Origin of the sequence: Cupriavidus necator N-1, from assembly GCF_000219215.1 — a bacterium.
GTDB classification, from domain to species: domain Bacteria; phylum Pseudomonadota; class Gammaproteobacteria; order Burkholderiales; family Burkholderiaceae; genus Cupriavidus; species Cupriavidus necator.
Genome location: NC_015723.1, coordinates 2,046,264 through 2,061,827, shown reverse-complemented (window position 1 = coordinate 2,061,827; position 15,564 = coordinate 2,046,264). Strand labels below are relative to the sequence as shown.

Below are 15,564 nucleotides of genomic sequence, written 5' to 3'. Positions count from 1 at the left end.
GCGCCGGTACAGGACGGCGCTCAGGCGCTCAGGGCTGCTTCTCCGACTTGCTGGCATAGCGCTTCTGCCACTCTGTCAGCACGCGCTCGCGGTTCTTGGCGATATGGCTGAAGTCGTTCTTGACCAGCATCTGCTCGTAGTTGGCCGGGATGGTCTCGATCTTTCTCGCCACGCCCGGGTAGGCGACGATGGCCCAGTCCCTGGCAAACAGCTGGTTGGCCTCCTTGCTGGCCAGCCAGTCCATATAGCGCTGCGCGGCCTCCATCTTCCTGGTGCCCTTGACGATGCCGGCAGCCTCGATGTCGTAGCCCAGGCCTTCCTTGGGGAAGATCATCTCGATCGGCGCGCCCGAGGCCAGGGTCTTGTGCGCGCGCAGTTCGAACGAGATGCCGATCGGGAACTCACCCGAGCCGGCCTGCTTGCATGGCTTGGATCCCGAATGGGTGTACTGGGCGATGTTCTCGTGCAGAGCATCCATGTACTTCCAGCCATCCTGCTCGCCATAGAGCTGCAGCCAGGCGGTCACGTCCAGGAAGCCGGTACCGGAAGAGGCCGGGTTGGGCATCACGATGGTGCCCTTGTAGACGGGCTTGGCCAGGTCCTTCCAGGTCTCGGGGCGCGGCAGGTTGCGCTTCTTGGCTTCGATGGTGTTGAAGCAGATGGTGGCGCCCCAGACGTCCAGCCCCACCCACGACGGCGGCGTGGCCTTGTCGCTGTAGTCGCGCGTCAGTTTCTCGAAGCCCTTGGGCGCGTAGGGCGCCAGCATCCCTTCCTGCTTGAGCAGTTCCAGGCTCGACGCCGCCAGCCCGGCGATAACGTCGGCCTGCGGGTTGCCTTTTTCGGCCAGCGCCTTGGCGGTGATGACGCCGGTGGAGTCGCGCACGTACTTCAGTTCGATATCGGGCGCTACCTTGGCAAAGCCCTCGGCGTACGGCTTGAGGGTCTCGATCTCCCACGCTGTGTAGACGGTGAGGGTGGTCTTCTGGGCCAGCGCCGTGCCGGAGGCGGCTAGCGCAAGCATGGCGGCGGCGGTGCGCAGGGTGGATGTGAAGGACGGTTGCATGGGGACTCCTTCTGGCATTGTAGGTGGAGATATGTGTCGATTTGGTGAATATGTTGCATTGCCGCGGGGCATGCCGCACAACATTGAATCACCGTGAAACCCTTGTGCTACAACACTTGCAAGACATATACCTGGTTTTCCGCGCTCCGTACGACACCAACTGCGCTACACCGATGTCTTGATTGTTGACAATATACAAACCGCTTGCTTTAATGGCAATAAGGATTTTCGATATCCCGCAATCCGTCACAAACGGGAGTTTTCATGTCACGCCAAGCACCGCTGGCAAGCGAAATCACCATCCTGCAGAGCCAGTCCCTGGCTACCTTGGTGCAGCGCGAACTGGAACTGCGGATCATGTCGGGCGACCTGCCCCCCGGCGCCAAGCTCAATGAGATCGAGGTGGCAGGGCAGCTCAATGTGTCGCGCGGACCGGTGCGGGAAGCCTTCCGGGCGCTGGAGCAGGCCGGCCTGCTGCGCACCGAGAAGAACCGCGGCGTGTTCGTGCGCGCCATCTCGGTGGAAGAAGCCGATGAGATCTATGAGCTGCGCGCCGTGCTGGATGAGTTCATCGGCCGGCAGCTGGCCGCCCGCATCACGCCCGAGAGCCTGCGCGAACTGCGCGCGCTGGTGGAATCACTGGGCGCCGCCAGCCAGGCGCGCGATGTCGATGAGTACACGCGGTTGAACCTGGCGTTCCACGACCGGATGGTGGAACTGGCCGGCAACCGCAAGCTGCTGGATACCTACCGGCGCCTGGTCAAGGAGCTGACGCTGTTCCGGCGCGAAGCGCTGTCCGGCAGCCACGCCGCCATGCCCGACTCCACCCGCGAGCACCGCGCCATCGTCTCGGCGATTGCCGCGCGTGACGGCGAACTGGCCGCGCGCCTGATGCGCGAGCACGTCGAGCGTGGCCGCGCCCGCATGCATGCCGCGGTGGACCCGGCCAGCGCCGACAAAGGCGCTGCCGCCTGAATCCGACCGCATCCACGGAAAGTACCGACCCCGATCGCGCCCACGCACAGGAACCCCAACATGCCTGACACCAATGCCCGCACCATTACCGTCAACCAGCGTACCTATCGTTGGATGCAGCAGCCCGTCGTGGTGGTCTGCGTCGACGGCTGCGAGTTCGACTACCTGGAAGCCGCCGCCGCCAGCGGCCGCGCGCCCTACCTGAAGCAGCTGCTGGAAGCCGGCTCCGCCTTCCGCGGCGCCTGCGTGGTGCCCACCTTCACCAACCCCAACAACCTGTCCATCGTCTGCGGCGCGCCGCCCGCGGTGCACGGCATCTGCGGCAACTACTTCTTTGACCGCAGCGCCAACGGCGGGCGCGGCGAGGAAGTGATGATGAACGACCCCAAGTACCTGCGCGCCGGCACCATCCTGGCCGCGTTTGCCGACGCCGGGGCCAGCGTCGCCGTGGTGACCGCCAAGGACAAGCTGCGCCGCTTGCTGGGCCACGGCATGCAGGGCATCTGCTTCTCGTCGGAGAAGGCCGACCAGGCCACGGTGGAAGAGAACGGCATCGACGGCGTGGTCGAACTGGTCGGCATGCCGGTGCCTGACGTGTACAGCGCGGAGTTGTCGGAGTTCGTCTTCGCCGCCGGCGTGCGCCTGATGGAAACGCGCCGCCCGGACCTGATGTACCTGTCCACCACCGACTATATCCAGCACAAGTTCGCACCCGGCTCGGACGGTGCCAACGCCTTCTACGCCATGATGGACAAATACCTGGCGCAACTGGACGCGCAGGGCTGCGTGGTCGCGCTGACCGCCGACCACGGCATGAACGCCAAGCACGACGACGCCACCAAGGCGCCCAACGTGATCTACCTGCAGGACCAGCTGGACGCATGGCTGGGCCGCGGCGTGGAAGACGGCGGCGCGCGCGTGATCCTGCCGATCACCGATCCCTACGTGGTCCACCACGGCGCGCTCGGGTCCTACGCCACCATCTATCTGCCCGACGATGCGGACCCGGCCGCGATCCAGGCCCGGCTGTCCGACCTGCAGGGCGTGGAAAGCGTGCTGACCAATGCCGAGGCCTGCGCGCGCTTCGAGCTGCCGCCTGACCGCGTCGGCGACCTGGTGGTGACCAGCGACAAGCATGTGGTGCTGGGCACCAGCCGCAGCCGCCACGACCTTTCCGGGCTGGACGCGCCGCTGCGCTCGCACGGCGGCGTGTCGGAGCAGACCGTGCCGCTGGTATTCAACCGTGCCACGGCCGGCATTCCCGGCAAGGCCCTGCTGCGCAACTTCGACATCTTCGATGTCGCGCTGAACCATCTGCACTGAGTGCATTGAGCCGTACCGAACTGTATTGACCGGAGGAGACACATGAACGCCCCCCAATTCCCCGCTGGTGCCGTCAACCCCCATTTCCGCGCCGAGGCCCTGCGCATCGACGGCCAGAAGATCGTGCGCGAGCGCGTGATCGAAGTGCGCAATCCGTATGACGGCACGCTGGTCGGTACCGTGCCCAAGGCCACGCTGGACGATGTGCGCCGTGCCTTCGAAGTGGTCCAGGCCTACCGCTCCACGCTGACCCGCTATGAGCGCGCCGCCATCCTGAACCGCGCCGCCGCGCTGCTGCGCGAGCGCACTGAGGAAGCGTCGGACCTGATCACGCTGGAATCCGGCCTGTCCAAGAAGGATTCGCTGTATGAGATCGGCCGTGTCGCCGACGTACTGGGCTTTGCCGCCACCGAGGCGCTGCGCGACGATGGCCAGTTGTTCTCGTGCGACCTGACTCCGCACGGCAAGAAGCGCCGCGTGATGACCCAGCGCGAGCCGCTGCTGGGCGTGATCTGTGCCATCACGCCGTTCAACCACCCGATGAACCAGGTGGCGCACAAGGTGGCGCCGTCGATCGCCACCAACAACCGCATGGTGCTCAAGCCGTCGGAAAAGGTGCCATTGTCGGCGTTCTACCTGGCCGACCTGCTGTATGAAGCCGGCCTGCCGCCGCAGATGCTGCAGGTGATCACCGGCGACCCGCGCGAGATCGCCGACGAGCTGATCACGCACCCCGCCGTGGACCTGGTGACCTTTACCGGCGGCGTGGCGATCGGCAAGTACATTGCCAGCAAGGCCGGCTACAAGCGCGTGGTGCTGGAACTGGGCGGCAACGACCCGCTGATCGTGCTGGACGACGCCGACCTGGACCGCGCCTCGGACCTGGCGGTGCAGGGCTCGTACAAGAACTCCGGCCAGCGCTGCACTGCGGTCAAGCGCATGCTGGTGCATGAAGCCGTGGCCGCGCGCTTTACCGAACTGGTGGTGGAGAAGACCCGCGCGTGGAAATACGGCGACCCGATGGACCGCGGCGTCGACATGGGCACCGTGATCGACGAGCAGGCCGCGCAGCTGTTCGAGGCCCGCGTCAATGAGGCAGTGGCGCAGGGCGCGCGGCTGCTGGTGGGCAACCAGCGCAACGGCGCCAGCTATTCGCCGACGGTGCTGGACCGCGTGGACCCGTCGATGACCGTGGTGCGCGAGGAAACCTTCGGGCCGGTTTCGCCGATCATCACCTTCCGCGACGTGGGCGATGCCATCCGGATTTCCAACGGCACCGCGTTCGGGCTGTCCTCTGGCGTCTGTACCAACCGCATCGAGGATTTCACCAGGATCGCCAATTCTCTGCATGTGGGTACGGTCAACCTGTGGGAGGTGCCCGGCTACCGTATTGAACTGACGCCGTTCGGGGGGATCAAGGATTCGGGGCTGGGCTACAAGGAAGGCGTGCAGGAGGCGGCAAAGAGCTTTACCAACCTGAAGACGATTACGTTGCCGTGGGGGTGAGGAAAGGCGGCGCATCCCTGGCAAGCCGGCCACTGCGCCGGCTTTTGCCTGCATTGCGCTAGAATCGGCGCCCAACAGGTATTTTCCCGCCCATCGCGCCCCAATCCGGAGTCACCGTGCTCGCCGAACAACGGCAGAAATACATCCTCGACCAGCTGTCCGCCACCGGCGCGCTGGCCATCAGCGAACTGGTGACCGAGCTCGACGTCTCGCGCGAGACCATTCGGCGCGACCTCAACGCGCTGGCCGCGCGCGGCCTGCTGGTGCTGACCCACGGCGGCGCGCTGGCCTCGGACCGCACCGAGCCCGATACCCAGACCCGCGCCGCGGTCAATGCCGAAGGCAAGCGCGCTATTGGCGTGCGTGCGGCGGAGCTGGTGCGCGACGGCGCCTCCCTGATCCTCGACTACGGCACCACCACCCACGCGGTGGCGCAGGCGCTGCATGGCCACCACAACCTGCTGGTCTACACCAACGACCTTGCCATCGCCCAGCTGCTGGGCCGGCGCAACGGCAACCGGGTGATCGTGCTGGGCGGGGAGCTGCAGGACAACGAAGACGCCACGCACGGCTGGGACACCATCGAACAGCTGTCGCGCTACCACACCGACTTTGCCTTTGTCGGCATCGGCGGCGTCACGCCGCGCGGCGAGATCTGCGACTTCTCCCGCGCCGCGGCGGAGCTGCGCAGCCGCATGCTGCTGGCCGCCGACGTGGCCTGCGTGGTGGCTGACCATACCAAGTTCGGGCGCAATACCGGCGTGACCATCAAGCATTTCGACCTGGCTGCCTGGCTGATTACGGATATGGCGCCGGAGCCGGAACTGGCGGCGGCGCTGAAGGAGCGCGGGACGAAGCTGCTGATTGCTTGAGCCGCAGGTGCCTTGGCGCTCTGGAGATATCCACGCCTCACCGCTTGTGCGAAGGCGAGTTGGGCTTCTCATGTTTCATGCAATTCCCGCGATTTCCTCTCGCCTGCACGCCATGCGATAGACAGATGGCGGTACGCCGCAGATCTGTACGTAGCCTGCCGTCGATGCGGCGCTCCGCGATCGAGAGCGGATTGAGCTTGACCATCAGGTAGTGCCCGTCAATGGCGTGCTCGCCGGTCTGGAACAGTACATCGGTAGCCGAAGGCAGAACGCCGTTGCAGCTGGCGCGCAGCGCCTGGGCCAGCCGCGCGGCGCCCATTTCGGCGGATGTGGCGTCGACGGTCGAGTAGGACAGGCGCAGCGTATTGTGTTCGGGGTTATCGGCAAAGAATGCCGCGCCTGGCACAAAGGTCACGCCGGCCTTGATCGCGGCCGGCAGCACCTGCGCGGCATCCACCTGCGGCGCGAAGCGCGCCCACAGGGGATTGCCGTTGCGCAGTTCCCGGTCGAGCGCCTCGAAGGCGTTGAGCACGAAGTTGTCCGGCGCCTGGGCAAAGGACTGAAGTGCAGCGTCGCGGCTCCACCGCTTATGTGCCAAACGGATGCGGCCACAGCGTGCGCTATGTGCGTCCGCTCGGCAGCCTGTGCCTCATGACGCTGGATGACTGCACGCTGCGGGAAGTCGCCGACGAGCTCGGCGTTACACGCTTTGCCGGTGTGCCAACCTTCCTGAACTGCTTGGAGAACTGCGCGCTGTCGCTGAAGCCGCAGGCCAGCGCCACACTTTCAATCGAAAGCTCGTCGCGGCGCAAGGCGGCGCAGGCAAATTCGATGCGCTTATGCAGGACGTATCGAGAGGGCGGCAGGCCAGTGGCGTCCTTGAACACGCGAGTGAAATAGTAGGGGCTGAGACCCGCCTGCCGCGCCAACGGTCCCCAGCGTGATCCGATGCGTGAGGTGCGTTTCTATGTACTCATCCAGCCATTTCATGCGCACGGCAGTCAACGCCGGCATTCGGCCGCCACCGCGAGGCCCTTTGCCGTAGCAGGTCACGATATGCGCCGCTACCAGGCGTGCATACGTCTCACCGATCAGCGCGCCGTGTGGAGAACGACGACAAGTAGAGGACGCGGGACTGCGCGGCACTGCCGGTGGCGAGCCCCAGGATGCTGGCTACTGGGTTGCCGCAGAGGCGCAGCTCTCCATAGGGATCGTCCTCGATGATGTAGGTGCCGGCGCGACCGGCAAGGTCGACGAGCTGCCGGCGTCGCGTCAGGGAGAGCGTGCGACCGCTCGGGTTGCCAAAGTTCGGGACGACGTAGATAGCCCTGACCGGATGACGCGAAGCGTAGGACTCGATCCAGTCCACATCGATGCCTGCTTCGTCGGATGGCACGGAGATAATACTGGCCTCGGCGAGGCCGAAGGTCTGCAGCGCTGCGAGGTAGGACGGCCGTTCCACGAGCACCGTGTCACCGGGGTTGAGCAAAGCGCGCGCGGCCAGATCCAGGCCCTGTTGTGAACCCGACGTGACCAGGATGCTGGTCGGATCCGCTACGATGCCGCGCAGCCGGAGCAATTGCGCGATCTGATCGCGCAGCGCCGGCTCGCCTTCGGTCAGTCCGTACTGGAACGCAGCGGTATCGCCGCTGTCAAGCACTGCAGCCAGCGCTTCGCGAAGACCTGCGGAATCGAACAGATCCGGTGCGGGGATGCCACCGGCAAGCGAGATGACGCCTGGTGCCTTGCTGTACTTCAGCAGGTCCCGTATTGCAGAGCTCTGCACGCGGCCTACGCGAGTAGCAAATGCCTCTTTCCCGCCTTGCAGTGCGGTCGTTGTCTGGTTCATCTATCCCCTGGTTCGGTGTTGCCGTCCGGCAAGACGAGTGTAGGGAGCAGCGACTAATGCCATGCGTGCAGAAATACCACCTTTGTGCTTTATTGCCCTGATTATTTCTGAGAGCAGAATTAAGAATGGCTTTAGGGCTGTCCGCTGATCGCACGGAAATCCCCGCCTCACGCACAAAAATGCGGCTTTCACGCCGCTGTCACAGGTGTTTTGACTGTTGTGTGCCCCACGCTGGTGCTAAAGTGCTGCGTTGTCGGACATTCACGGCCCGCCGTGAATGTCTGACAACCGGAGGCCACCCACCTTCCATCGGCGCAACGCCAGACGGCACCACAGACCGGTACCAAGCCGGCAAGGCTGCCGGATCCAGCCACTCCAGCACAGCAGAGACATCCGTGAATTCTCCCTCCCTTGACGCATTCCTGGCGGGGGTTGCCCGCCGCGACCCCAATCAACCTGAATTCCTCCAGGCCGTGAAGGAAGTGATGATGACGCTCTGGCCCTTTGTCGAGCGCAATCCGCGCTACGCCGACCAGGCCCTGCTTGAGCGGCTGGTGGAGCCTGAGCGCGTGATCCAGTTCCGCGTGGCCTGGACCGACGACCAGAACCGCGTGCAGGTCAACCGCGCCTTCCGCGTGCAGCACAGCTCGGCCATCGGCCCGTTCAAAGGCGGCATGCGCTTCCACCCGACCGTGAACCTGTCGGTGTTGAAGTTCCTGGGCTTCGAGCAGACCTTCAAGAACGCGCTGACCACGCTGCCCATGGGCGGCGGCAAGGGCGGCTCGGACTTTGATCCCAAGGGCAAGTCCGACGCCGAAGTGATGCGCTTCTGCCAGGCGCTGGTGACCGAGTTGTTCCGCCACCTGGGCCCGGATACCGACATCCCGGCCGGCGACATCGGCGTGGGCGCACGTGAAGTCGGCTTTATGGCCGGCATGATGAAGAAGCTGTCGAACCAGTCCGCCTGTGTCTTTACCGGCAAGGGCCTGGCCTACGGCGGCAGCCTGATGCGCCCGGAAGCGACCGGCTACGGCACGGTCTACTTTGCGCAGGAGATGCTGCACCGTCGCGGGCGCGCCTTCGACGGCCTGCGCGTGCTGATCTCCGGCTCGGGCAACGTGGCCCAGTACGCAGCAGAGAAGGCGATCGAGCTCGGCGCCACGGTGCTGACGCTGTCCGATTCCGGCGGCGTGCTGCACTACCCGCAAGGCATGACCACCGGGCAGCTGGCCGAAGTGATGGCCTTCAAGAATGAAGAGCGCGGCCGCCTGTCCGACTTTGCCGCCCGCCACGGCATGACCTTCGAAGCCGGCCGCACCCCGTGGCACGTGCCCGCCGACGTGGCGCTGCCGTGCGCCACCCAGAACGAGCTGGACGGCAACGACGCCGAGACCCTGCTCGGCAATGGCGTGATCTGCGTGGCCGAAGGCGCCAACATGCCGTCGACGCTGGAAGCCGTGGACCGCTTTGTCGACGCGAAGATCCTCTACGCCCCGGGCAAGGCCAGCAATGCCGGCGGCGTTGCCACTTCCGGACTTGAAATGTCGCAGAACGCCATGCGCCTGTCCTGGCACCATGCCGAGGTCGACGAGAAGCTGCACGCGATCATGAAGGACATCCACCAGAACTGCATCCACCACGGCCAGAAGGCGGGTGGCTATATCAACTACGTGGAAGGCGCGAACATCGCCGGCTTCGTCAAGGTGGCCGACGCCATGCTGGCGCAAGGCGTGATCTGACCTGAAGTTCCGGCCGGCGCAATGCCGGCCGCTGCCGGGCGGGTGCAGGCACGCACCCGTCTGGCGCATCTCCCCCCGATTCCCCCAGGCAGTATCCATCCCGCAGCGCCGGGCAGCGCCCCCCATGCCGTCATCCGCCGCCACGGCCTGCCGCCCGGCTGCATCTCCCGATTATTCGCAAACCGCGAACACTGTCCTCGGAGTTTGGCCCGTAGTCAGTGTATGGCGCCTTGCCTACTATGCACACACACCAAGCGAACGCCACTGGTGAATGAATGCAGCGGTAGCAATTACTAACTTGCAAGCCAGCCTACCTAACGCCCCCTGACCGGAGATCATCATGACGAACCCCAAGCTCGAAGTCCTGACCCCGCAAAACAGCCAGCTGATCTTCATCGACCACCAACCGCAGATGGCGTTCGGCGTCCAGTCGATGGACCGCCAGGCGATGAAGAACAACGTCGTCGGCCTGGCCAAGGCGGCAAAGATCTTCAATATCCCGACGACGATCACCACCGTCGAGAGCGAGTCGTTCTCGGGCTTCACCTATCCGGAACTGCTCGACGTGTTCCCGGACCAGAAGACGCTGGAGCGCACCTCGATGAACTCGTGGGACGACCAGAAGGTGCGCGATGCGCTCAAGGCCAACGGCCGCAACAAGGTGGTCGTGGCCGGCCTGTGGACCGAGGTCTGCAACACCACCTTCGCGCTGTGCGCGATGCTCGAAGGCAACTATGAGATCTACATGGTGGCCGATGCCTCCGGCGGCACCTCGAAGGAAGCCCACGACTACGCCATGCAGCGCATGGTCCAGGCGGGCGTGGTGCCAGTGACCTGGCAGCAGGTGCTGCTGGAATGGCAGCGCGACTGGGCCCACCGCGACACGTACGACGCGGTGATGAAACTGGTCAAGGAGCACTCGGGCGCCTACGGTATGGGAGTGGACTACGCCTACACCATGGTCCACAAGGCTGCGCAGCGCACCGCCACGCCGCATGAGGCACTGGCCGCCGTGCCTGCCCGCTGAGCCGGCACTGAACCCGCCGCAAGTTCACCCGATCCCTTGATTGCATCCAGGAGCCCCATCATGAGCATCATCACGACGCAGGACGGCACGCAGATCTTCTACAAGGACTGGGGCAGTGGCCAGCCCGTGGTCTTCTCGCACGGCTGGCCCCTCAATGCCGATGCGTGGGATGCGCAGATGCTGTTCCTGGTGCGGCAGGGGTTCCGGGTGATCGCCCATGACCGCCGCGGCCATGGCCGCTCGGACCAGCCGGCGCAGGGCAACGACATGGACACCTATGCCGATGACCTGGCGGCGCTGCTGGACGCGCTGGACCTGCGCGATGCCACGCTGGTGGGCCATTCCACCGGTGGCGGCGAGGTGGCGCACTACATCGGCCGCCATGGCACCGGCCGTGTCGCCAGGGCCGTGCTGATCGGCGCGGTGCCGCCGATCATGCTCAAGACCGCGGCCAACCCCGGCGGGCTGCCGATCGATGTGTTCGACGGCATCCGCAAGGGCGTGGCCGACAACCGCTCGCAGTTCTACCAGGACCTGGCGACGCCGTTCTTCGGCTTCAACCGCCCCGGCGCCAAGGTCTTGCAAGGCACCATCGACGCCTTCTGGGCGCAGGGCATGGCCGGCGGCATCGTGGGCCAGTACGCATGTATCAGGGAATTCTCGGAAGTCGACTACACCGAGGACCTGAAGAAGTTCGACGTGCCCACGCTGATCCTGCATGGCGATGACGACCAGATCGTGCCCATCGACGCTTCGGCGAAGCGGTCGGCGGAACTGGTCAAGGGCGCGACCCTCAAGGTGTATCCGGGCGCTTCGCACGGCATGTGCGTGGTCAATGCCGACCAGGTCAACGCCGACCTGCTGGCCTTCCTGAAGGCCTGAGCCAGATGTCAGTCACCCGCCGGCAATTTATCGCTTCGGCCGCCGCGCTCGGCGCGGCGCCTTTTTCGGAGACCTTCGCCATGTCGCCTGGCAGTCAACCCAGCCTCATCCTCGTCAATGGCAAGTTCACTACGCTCGACAAGTCCAAGCCGCAGGCGGACGCCGTCGCGATCCGTGACGGACGCTTCGTCGCCGTCGGCACGCGCCAGGACATCATGAAGCTGGCCGGCGCGCAGACCAAGGTGGTCGACCTGAATGGCCGGCGGGCCATTCCCGGGCTGATCGACAGCCATATGCATATCATCCGCGGTGGCCTGAACTACAACATGGAATTGCGCTGGGACGGCGTGCGCTCGCTCGCCGATGCCATGCGCATGCTGAAGGACCAGGTCGCGCGCACGCCAGCGCCGCAATGGGTGCGGGTGGTGGGCGGCTTCACCGAGCACCAGTTCGCCGAGAAGCGGCTGCCCACCATCGACGAACTGAATGCCGTGGCGCCCGATACCCCGGTATTCATCCTGCACCTCTATGACCGCGCCATTCTGAACGGCGCCGCGCTGCGCGCAGTGGGCTACAACAAGGACACGCCGAACCCTCCGGGTGGCGAGATCGTGCGCGATGCACGCGGCAATCCCACCGGGCTGCTGCTGGCCAAGCCCAATGCGACCATCCTCTACGCCACGCTGGCCAAAGGCCCGAAGCTACCGCCCGAGTACCAGAAGAACTCGACGTGTCACTTCATGCGCGAGGTGAACCGCCTGGGCGTGACCGGCGTGATCGATGCGGGCGGCGGCTACCAGAACTATCCCGAGGACTACAGCATCATCGAGGAACTGCACAAGGAAGGTCAGCTCACGGTGCGCCTGGCCTACAACCTGTTCACGCAGAAGCCCAAGGAAGAGCTCAGCGATTTCAAGACCTGGACGTCGACCGTGAAGCCAGGCCAGGGCGATGACCTCTATCGCCACAATGGCGCCGGCGAAATGCTGGTGTACACCGCGGCCGACTTCGAGGACTTCCGTGTCGAGCGCCCCGACATGGCGCCGTCGATGGAAGCCGACCTGGAGCCAGTGATTCGCCTGCTGGCCGAAAAGCGCTGGCCGTGGCGCCTGCATGCGACCTATGACCAGACCATCACGCGCGCGCTCGACGTCTATGAAAAGGTCGCCAAGGACATCCCGTTCAACGGCCTGAACTGGTTCTTCGATCACGCCGAGACCATCTCCGACCGCAACATCGACCGCATCGCGGCGCTTGGCGGCGGCATCGCCGTGCAGCACCGCATGGCCTACCAAGGCGAGTACTTTGTCGAGCGCTACGGTGCCAAGGCCGCTGAAGCCACGCCGCCGATCAAGAAGATGCTGGAGAAGGGCGTGAAGGTCGGCGCCGGCACCGATGCCACGCGCGTAGCCTCGTACAACCCGTGGGTCTCGCTGTACTGGCTGACCACGGGCAAGACCGTGGGCGGCATGTCGATGTATCCACAGGCCAACCTGCTCGATCGCGAAACGGCGCTGCGCCTGTGGACCGAGGCCAACACGTGGTTCTCGTCCGAAACCGGCAAGAAGGGGCAGATCAAGGCGGGCCAGCTGGCCGACCTGGCCGTGTTGTCCGCCGACTACTTCGCGGTGCCGGGCGACGACATCCAGGACATCACGTCGGTGCTGACCGTGCTCGGCGGCAAGATCGTCTATGGAGACAGGGAATTCGGCAAGCATTCGCCACAGATCCCACCCGCGATGCCGGACTGGTCGCCCGCCCGCCACGGCAGCCAGTACCAGCCGCGCCCGCAAGCCCAAAAGCTGGCCTTGAACACGGCCTGCGGCTGTGCCAGTTCGTGCGGCGTGCACGGCCATGCGCATGCCAGGGCCTGGACGGCCGGCGTGCCCGCCTCGGACGAGAGTACGTTCTGGGGCGCGCTGGGTTGCTCATGCTGGGCGTTCTGATGCCGCTGCGTTGCCGATGCGAGGAGACCCGACCATGACTGCCCATCCCCTCCCCCCCGCGGCGGGCGCAGCGACCACGCCCTCGGCCTGGCTGCGCTGGCTGGCGCTGCTGGCACTGTCCGCGCCCTACCTGCAGGGTGGACTGGTCAAGGCGGCTGACTTTGGTGCCGCCATCGCCGAGATGCAGCACTTCGGCCTGGCGCCGGCCGCACTCCTGGCGGCGGCCGTGATCGTGCTGGAACTGGGCGCGGCCGCGCTGATGCTGAGCGGGCGGCTGCGGTGGCTGGGCGCGCTGGCGCTGGCCGTGTTCACCGTGCTGGCAACTTTTGTCGCCAACTGCTTCTGGCAGGCGCCGCCGGATGCGCGCTTCGGGCAGGCCAACGCTTTTTTCGAGCATATCGCGCTGGCCGGCGGCCTTTGCCTGGTGGCCTGGGAAGACCTGCGGCAACGCCGCGCGGCCATGGGCCAGGCATGAGCCAGGCCGCCAAGCCCGCGCCGATCCCCGGCGCCGCCGCCCCCGCCGGCGGCAGCTTCGCGCCGCTGGCGCATGGCACCTTCGCCGTGCTACGCATTCCCCGTCCCCAAGGACCCCCATGCACAACCAGCTGTTTATCGACGGCCGCTTCGTCGATGCCCTCGACGGGGACACCCTCGACATCGTCAATCCGCACGACGGCAGCCTGATCACGCGCGTGGCCGCGGGCGCGCAGCTCGATATCGACCGCGCCGTGGCCGCGGCGCGCCGCGCCTTTCCAGCATGGTCGCGCCTCGCCGCCGGCGAACGGGGCAGGCTGCTGGCGCGGCTGGCCGACGCCATTGACGCCGACACGGGGCTGGCCGAACTTGAAAGCGCCGACACCGGCCACCCCATCCGCGATGCGCGCGGCCTTGACGTGCCGCGCACCGCGGCGTGCTTCCGCTATTTCGCGGGCATGGCCGACAAGATCGAAGGCACTGTGGTGCCGGTCGAACCCGGTTTTCTCAACTACGTGCAACGGGCCCCGGTCGGCGTGGTGGGGCAGATCGTGCCGTGGAACTTCCCGCTGATGTTCACCGGCTGGAAGCTGGGGCCGGCACTGGCGGCGGGCAACACGGTGGTGCTCAAGCCGTCGGAGCTGACGCCGCTGTCCGCGCTGCGCGTGGCGGCGCTGGCGGCTGACGTTGGCTTCCCGCCGGGCGTGATCAACGTCGTGCCCGGCTTCGGCAACGTGGCCGGCCAGCGGCTGGCCAACCATCCCGACGTGGACAAGATCGCCTTCACGGGCTCCACCGCCACCGGGCGGCGCATCGTCGAGGCCTCGCGCGGCAACCTCAAGCGCATCCAGCTTGAGCTGGGCGGCAAGGGCGCCAATATGGTCTTCGCCGATGCCGACCTGGATGCCGCCGTGGCGGGCGCAGCCTGGGCCAGCTTCCACAACCAGGGCCAGGCCTGCATTGCCGGCTCACGCCTGCTGCTGCATGAGGACATCGCCGATGCCTTCCTCGCGCGCTTCGTGGCGCTGGCGCAATCGATCCGCGTGGGCGATCCGGCCGACCCCGCCACCGAGATGGGGCCGCTGACCTCGGCCGCCCATCGCGACCGCGTGCTGGAGTCTGTGGAGATGGCACGGGCCCAGGGCGGCACCGTGCTGGCCGGCGGCAAGGCGCCCGCCGACCCCCGCCTGCGCCAGGGCTTCTATGTCGATCCCACCGTGGTCGCTGCGCGCCCGCAGGACCGCATCGCCAAGGAAGAGGTCTTCGGCCCGGTCGTCACGGTACTGCGCTTTGCCAGCGACGAGCAGGCGCTGGCCATCGCCAACGCCACGCAATACGGGCTGGGCAACGGGCTATGGACGCGCGACCTGGCCCGCGCGCACCGCCTCGCACGCGATATCCGCGGCGGCATGTGCTGGGTCAACTGCTACAAGCGCGTCCATCCGGGCAGCCCCTTCGGCGGCGTGGGCGAATCCGGCTACGGGCGCGACATGGGGTTCGAGGCGATGCACGGCTACACCGAGTCGCGCTCGGTGTGGATCAACGTGGATGCCGGCATTGCGCCGCACTTTGCGCGCTGACGCCCGCGCGGCACCACCAACCATTTCAGGGAAAAAGCAATGAAGCTCTATCTGGTATCACTGGCCGCCGGCATCCTGGTCGGCATCATCTATGCACTGTTGCAGGTGCGCTCGCCGGCGCCGCCGGTGGTGGCGCTGATCGGCTTGCTGGGCATGCTGATCGGCGAGCAAGTGGTGCCGCCCGTCAAGCGCCTGCTGGCGGGCGAGCCGGTCACGGTGGCCTGGTTCCGTGGCGAGTGCGTGCCGAAGATCACCGGCGCACCGGCGGCGCCGACGGCGGCACGCCCGGCAGCGCAGGACGCCGGGGACCAGCCGCAGGCGCACTAGG

At 66.1% G+C, this 15,564-nt stretch carries 15 protein-coding genes; 11 read left to right on the top strand and 4 right to left on the bottom strand.

From position 1 onward, the window contains the following. Positions 1-28 precede the first annotated feature (28 nt). Positions 29-1,063 (bottom strand): putative 2-aminoethylphosphonate ABC transporter substrate-binding protein, encoded by a 1,035-nt coding sequence (locus tag CNE_RS27420; protein WP_013953552.1) that lies wholly within the window; start codon positions 1,061-1,063, stop codon positions 29-31. Positions 1,064-1,327: 264 nt separating this feature from the next. On the opposite strand from CNE_RS27420, the gene CNE_RS27415 reads away from it, so the two are divergent. From CNE_RS27415 to CNE_RS27400, 4 genes are all read left to right on the top strand, one after another. Beyond that, complete coding sequence (locus CNE_RS27415) at positions 1,328-2,038, top strand: phosphonate utilization associated transcriptional regulator (protein WP_013953551.1); 711 nt, start codon at positions 1,328-1,330, stop codon at positions 2,036-2,038. 60 nt (positions 2,039-2,098) lie between these two features. Next, a complete protein-coding gene (phnA, locus tag CNE_RS27410) occupies positions 2,099-3,361 on the top strand; it encodes a phosphonoacetate hydrolase (RefSeq protein ID WP_013953550.1) in 1,263 nt (420 codons plus the stop codon). A 42-nt stretch (positions 3,362-3,403) separates the two neighbouring features. Continuing rightward, a complete protein-coding gene (gene phnY / locus CNE_RS27405) occupies positions 3,404-4,867 on the top strand; it encodes a phosphonoacetaldehyde dehydrogenase (RefSeq protein WP_013953549.1) in 1,464 nt (487 codons plus the stop codon). Between the two features lie 116 nt (positions 4,868-4,983). After that, positions 4,984-5,739, top strand: coding sequence for a DeoR/GlpR family DNA-binding transcription regulator (locus CNE_RS27400; RefSeq protein WP_013953548.1), 756 nt, complete (start codon positions 4,984-4,986; stop codon positions 5,737-5,739). A gap of 37 nt (positions 5,740-5,776) precedes the next feature. Here CNE_RS27400 and CNE_RS41880 read toward each other — a convergent pair whose 3' ends face one another. The 3 genes from CNE_RS41880 to CNE_RS27385 all read right to left on the bottom strand — a co-directional run bounded on the left by CNE_RS41880 (position 5,777) and on the right by CNE_RS27385 (position 7,588). After that, a complete protein-coding gene (locus CNE_RS41880; protein ID WP_193351075.1) occupies positions 5,777-6,271 on the bottom strand; it encodes a hypothetical protein in 495 nt (164 codons plus the stop codon). A gap of 88 nt (positions 6,272-6,359) precedes the next feature. Beyond that, positions 6,360-6,626 (bottom strand): helix-turn-helix domain-containing protein, encoded by a 267-nt coding sequence (locus tag CNE_RS43125; protein WP_371827406.1) that lies wholly within the window; start codon positions 6,624-6,626, stop codon positions 6,360-6,362. A 197-nt stretch (positions 6,627-6,823) separates the two neighbouring features. Beyond that, complete coding sequence (locus CNE_RS27385) at positions 6,824-7,588, bottom strand: aminotransferase-like domain-containing protein (protein WP_013953545.1); 765 nt, start codon at positions 7,586-7,588, stop codon at positions 6,824-6,826. 395 nt (positions 7,589-7,983) lie between these two features. Between CNE_RS27385 and gdhA the strand changes: the two genes are divergently transcribed. From gdhA to CNE_RS27350, 7 genes are all read left to right on the top strand, one after another. Next, positions 7,984-9,327, top strand: a complete 1,344-nt coding sequence (gene gdhA, locus CNE_RS27380; RefSeq protein WP_041228692.1) for an NADP-specific glutamate dehydrogenase — start codon at positions 7,984-7,986, stop codon at positions 9,325-9,327. A 340-nt stretch (positions 9,328-9,667) separates the two neighbouring features. Then, positions 9,668-10,354 carry a hydrolase gene (locus CNE_RS27375; protein ID WP_013953543.1) on the top strand — a complete coding sequence of 229 codons (687 nt, stop codon included), beginning with the start codon at positions 9,668-9,670 and terminating at the stop codon, positions 10,352-10,354. 60 nt (positions 10,355-10,414) lie between these two features. Then, positions 10,415-11,236 carry an alpha/beta fold hydrolase gene (locus tag CNE_RS27370; protein ID WP_013953542.1) on the top strand — a complete coding sequence of 274 codons (822 nt, stop codon included), beginning with the start codon at positions 10,415-10,417 and terminating at the stop codon, positions 11,234-11,236. Positions 11,237-11,241: 5 nt separating this feature from the next. Then, positions 11,242-13,182: an amidohydrolase gene (locus CNE_RS27365; protein ID WP_013953541.1), complete on the top strand. Its 1,941-nt coding sequence runs from the start codon at positions 11,242-11,244 to the stop codon at positions 13,180-13,182. Between the two features lie 34 nt (positions 13,183-13,216). Continuing rightward, positions 13,217-13,657: a DoxX family protein gene (locus CNE_RS27360; protein WP_013953540.1), complete on the top strand. Its 441-nt coding sequence runs from the start codon at positions 13,217-13,219 to the stop codon at positions 13,655-13,657. A gap of 118 nt (positions 13,658-13,775) precedes the next feature. Then, complete coding sequence (locus CNE_RS27355) at positions 13,776-15,236, top strand: aldehyde dehydrogenase family protein (RefSeq protein ID WP_013953539.1); 1,461 nt, start codon at positions 13,776-13,778, stop codon at positions 15,234-15,236. Positions 15,237-15,275: 39 nt separating this feature from the next. After that, positions 15,276-15,563, top strand: coding sequence for a XapX domain-containing protein (locus CNE_RS27350; RefSeq protein ID WP_013953538.1), 288 nt, complete (start codon positions 15,276-15,278; stop codon positions 15,561-15,563). Position 15,564 lies beyond the last annotated feature (1 nt).

Bases quoted from the DNA above. Each gene is read 5' to 3' on its own strand.
- CNE_RS27420 (WP_013953552.1), bottom strand. From the start codon at position 1,063: ATGCAACCGTCCTTCACATCCACCCTGCGCACCGCCGCCGCCATGCTT.
- CNE_RS27415 (WP_013953551.1), top strand. From the start codon at position 1,328: ATGTCACGCCAAGCACCGCTGGCAAGCGAAATCACCATCCTGCAGAGC.
- phnA (WP_013953550.1), top strand. From the start codon at position 2,099: ATGCCTGACACCAATGCCCGCACCATTACCGTCAACCAGCGTACCTAT.
- phnY (WP_013953549.1), top strand. From the start codon at position 3,404: ATGAACGCCCCCCAATTCCCCGCTGGTGCCGTCAACCCCCATTTCCGC.
- CNE_RS27385 (WP_013953545.1), bottom strand. From the start codon at position 7,588: ATGAACCAGACAACGACCGCACTGCAAGGCGGGAAAGAGGCATTTGCT.
- CNE_RS27375 (WP_013953543.1), top strand. From the start codon at position 9,668: ATGACGAACCCCAAGCTCGAAGTCCTGACCCCGCAAAACAGCCAGCTG.
- CNE_RS27370 (WP_013953542.1), top strand. From the start codon at position 10,415: ATGAGCATCATCACGACGCAGGACGGCACGCAGATCTTCTACAAGGAC.
- CNE_RS27365 (WP_013953541.1), top strand. From the start codon at position 11,242: ATGTCAGTCACCCGCCGGCAATTTATCGCTTCGGCCGCCGCGCTCGGC.
- CNE_RS27360 (WP_013953540.1), top strand. From the start codon at position 13,217: ATGACTGCCCATCCCCTCCCCCCCGCGGCGGGCGCAGCGACCACGCCC.
- CNE_RS27355 (WP_013953539.1), top strand. From the start codon at position 13,776: ATGCACAACCAGCTGTTTATCGACGGCCGCTTCGTCGATGCCCTCGAC.
- CNE_RS27350 (WP_013953538.1), top strand. From the start codon at position 15,276: ATGAAGCTCTATCTGGTATCACTGGCCGCCGGCATCCTGGTCGGCATC.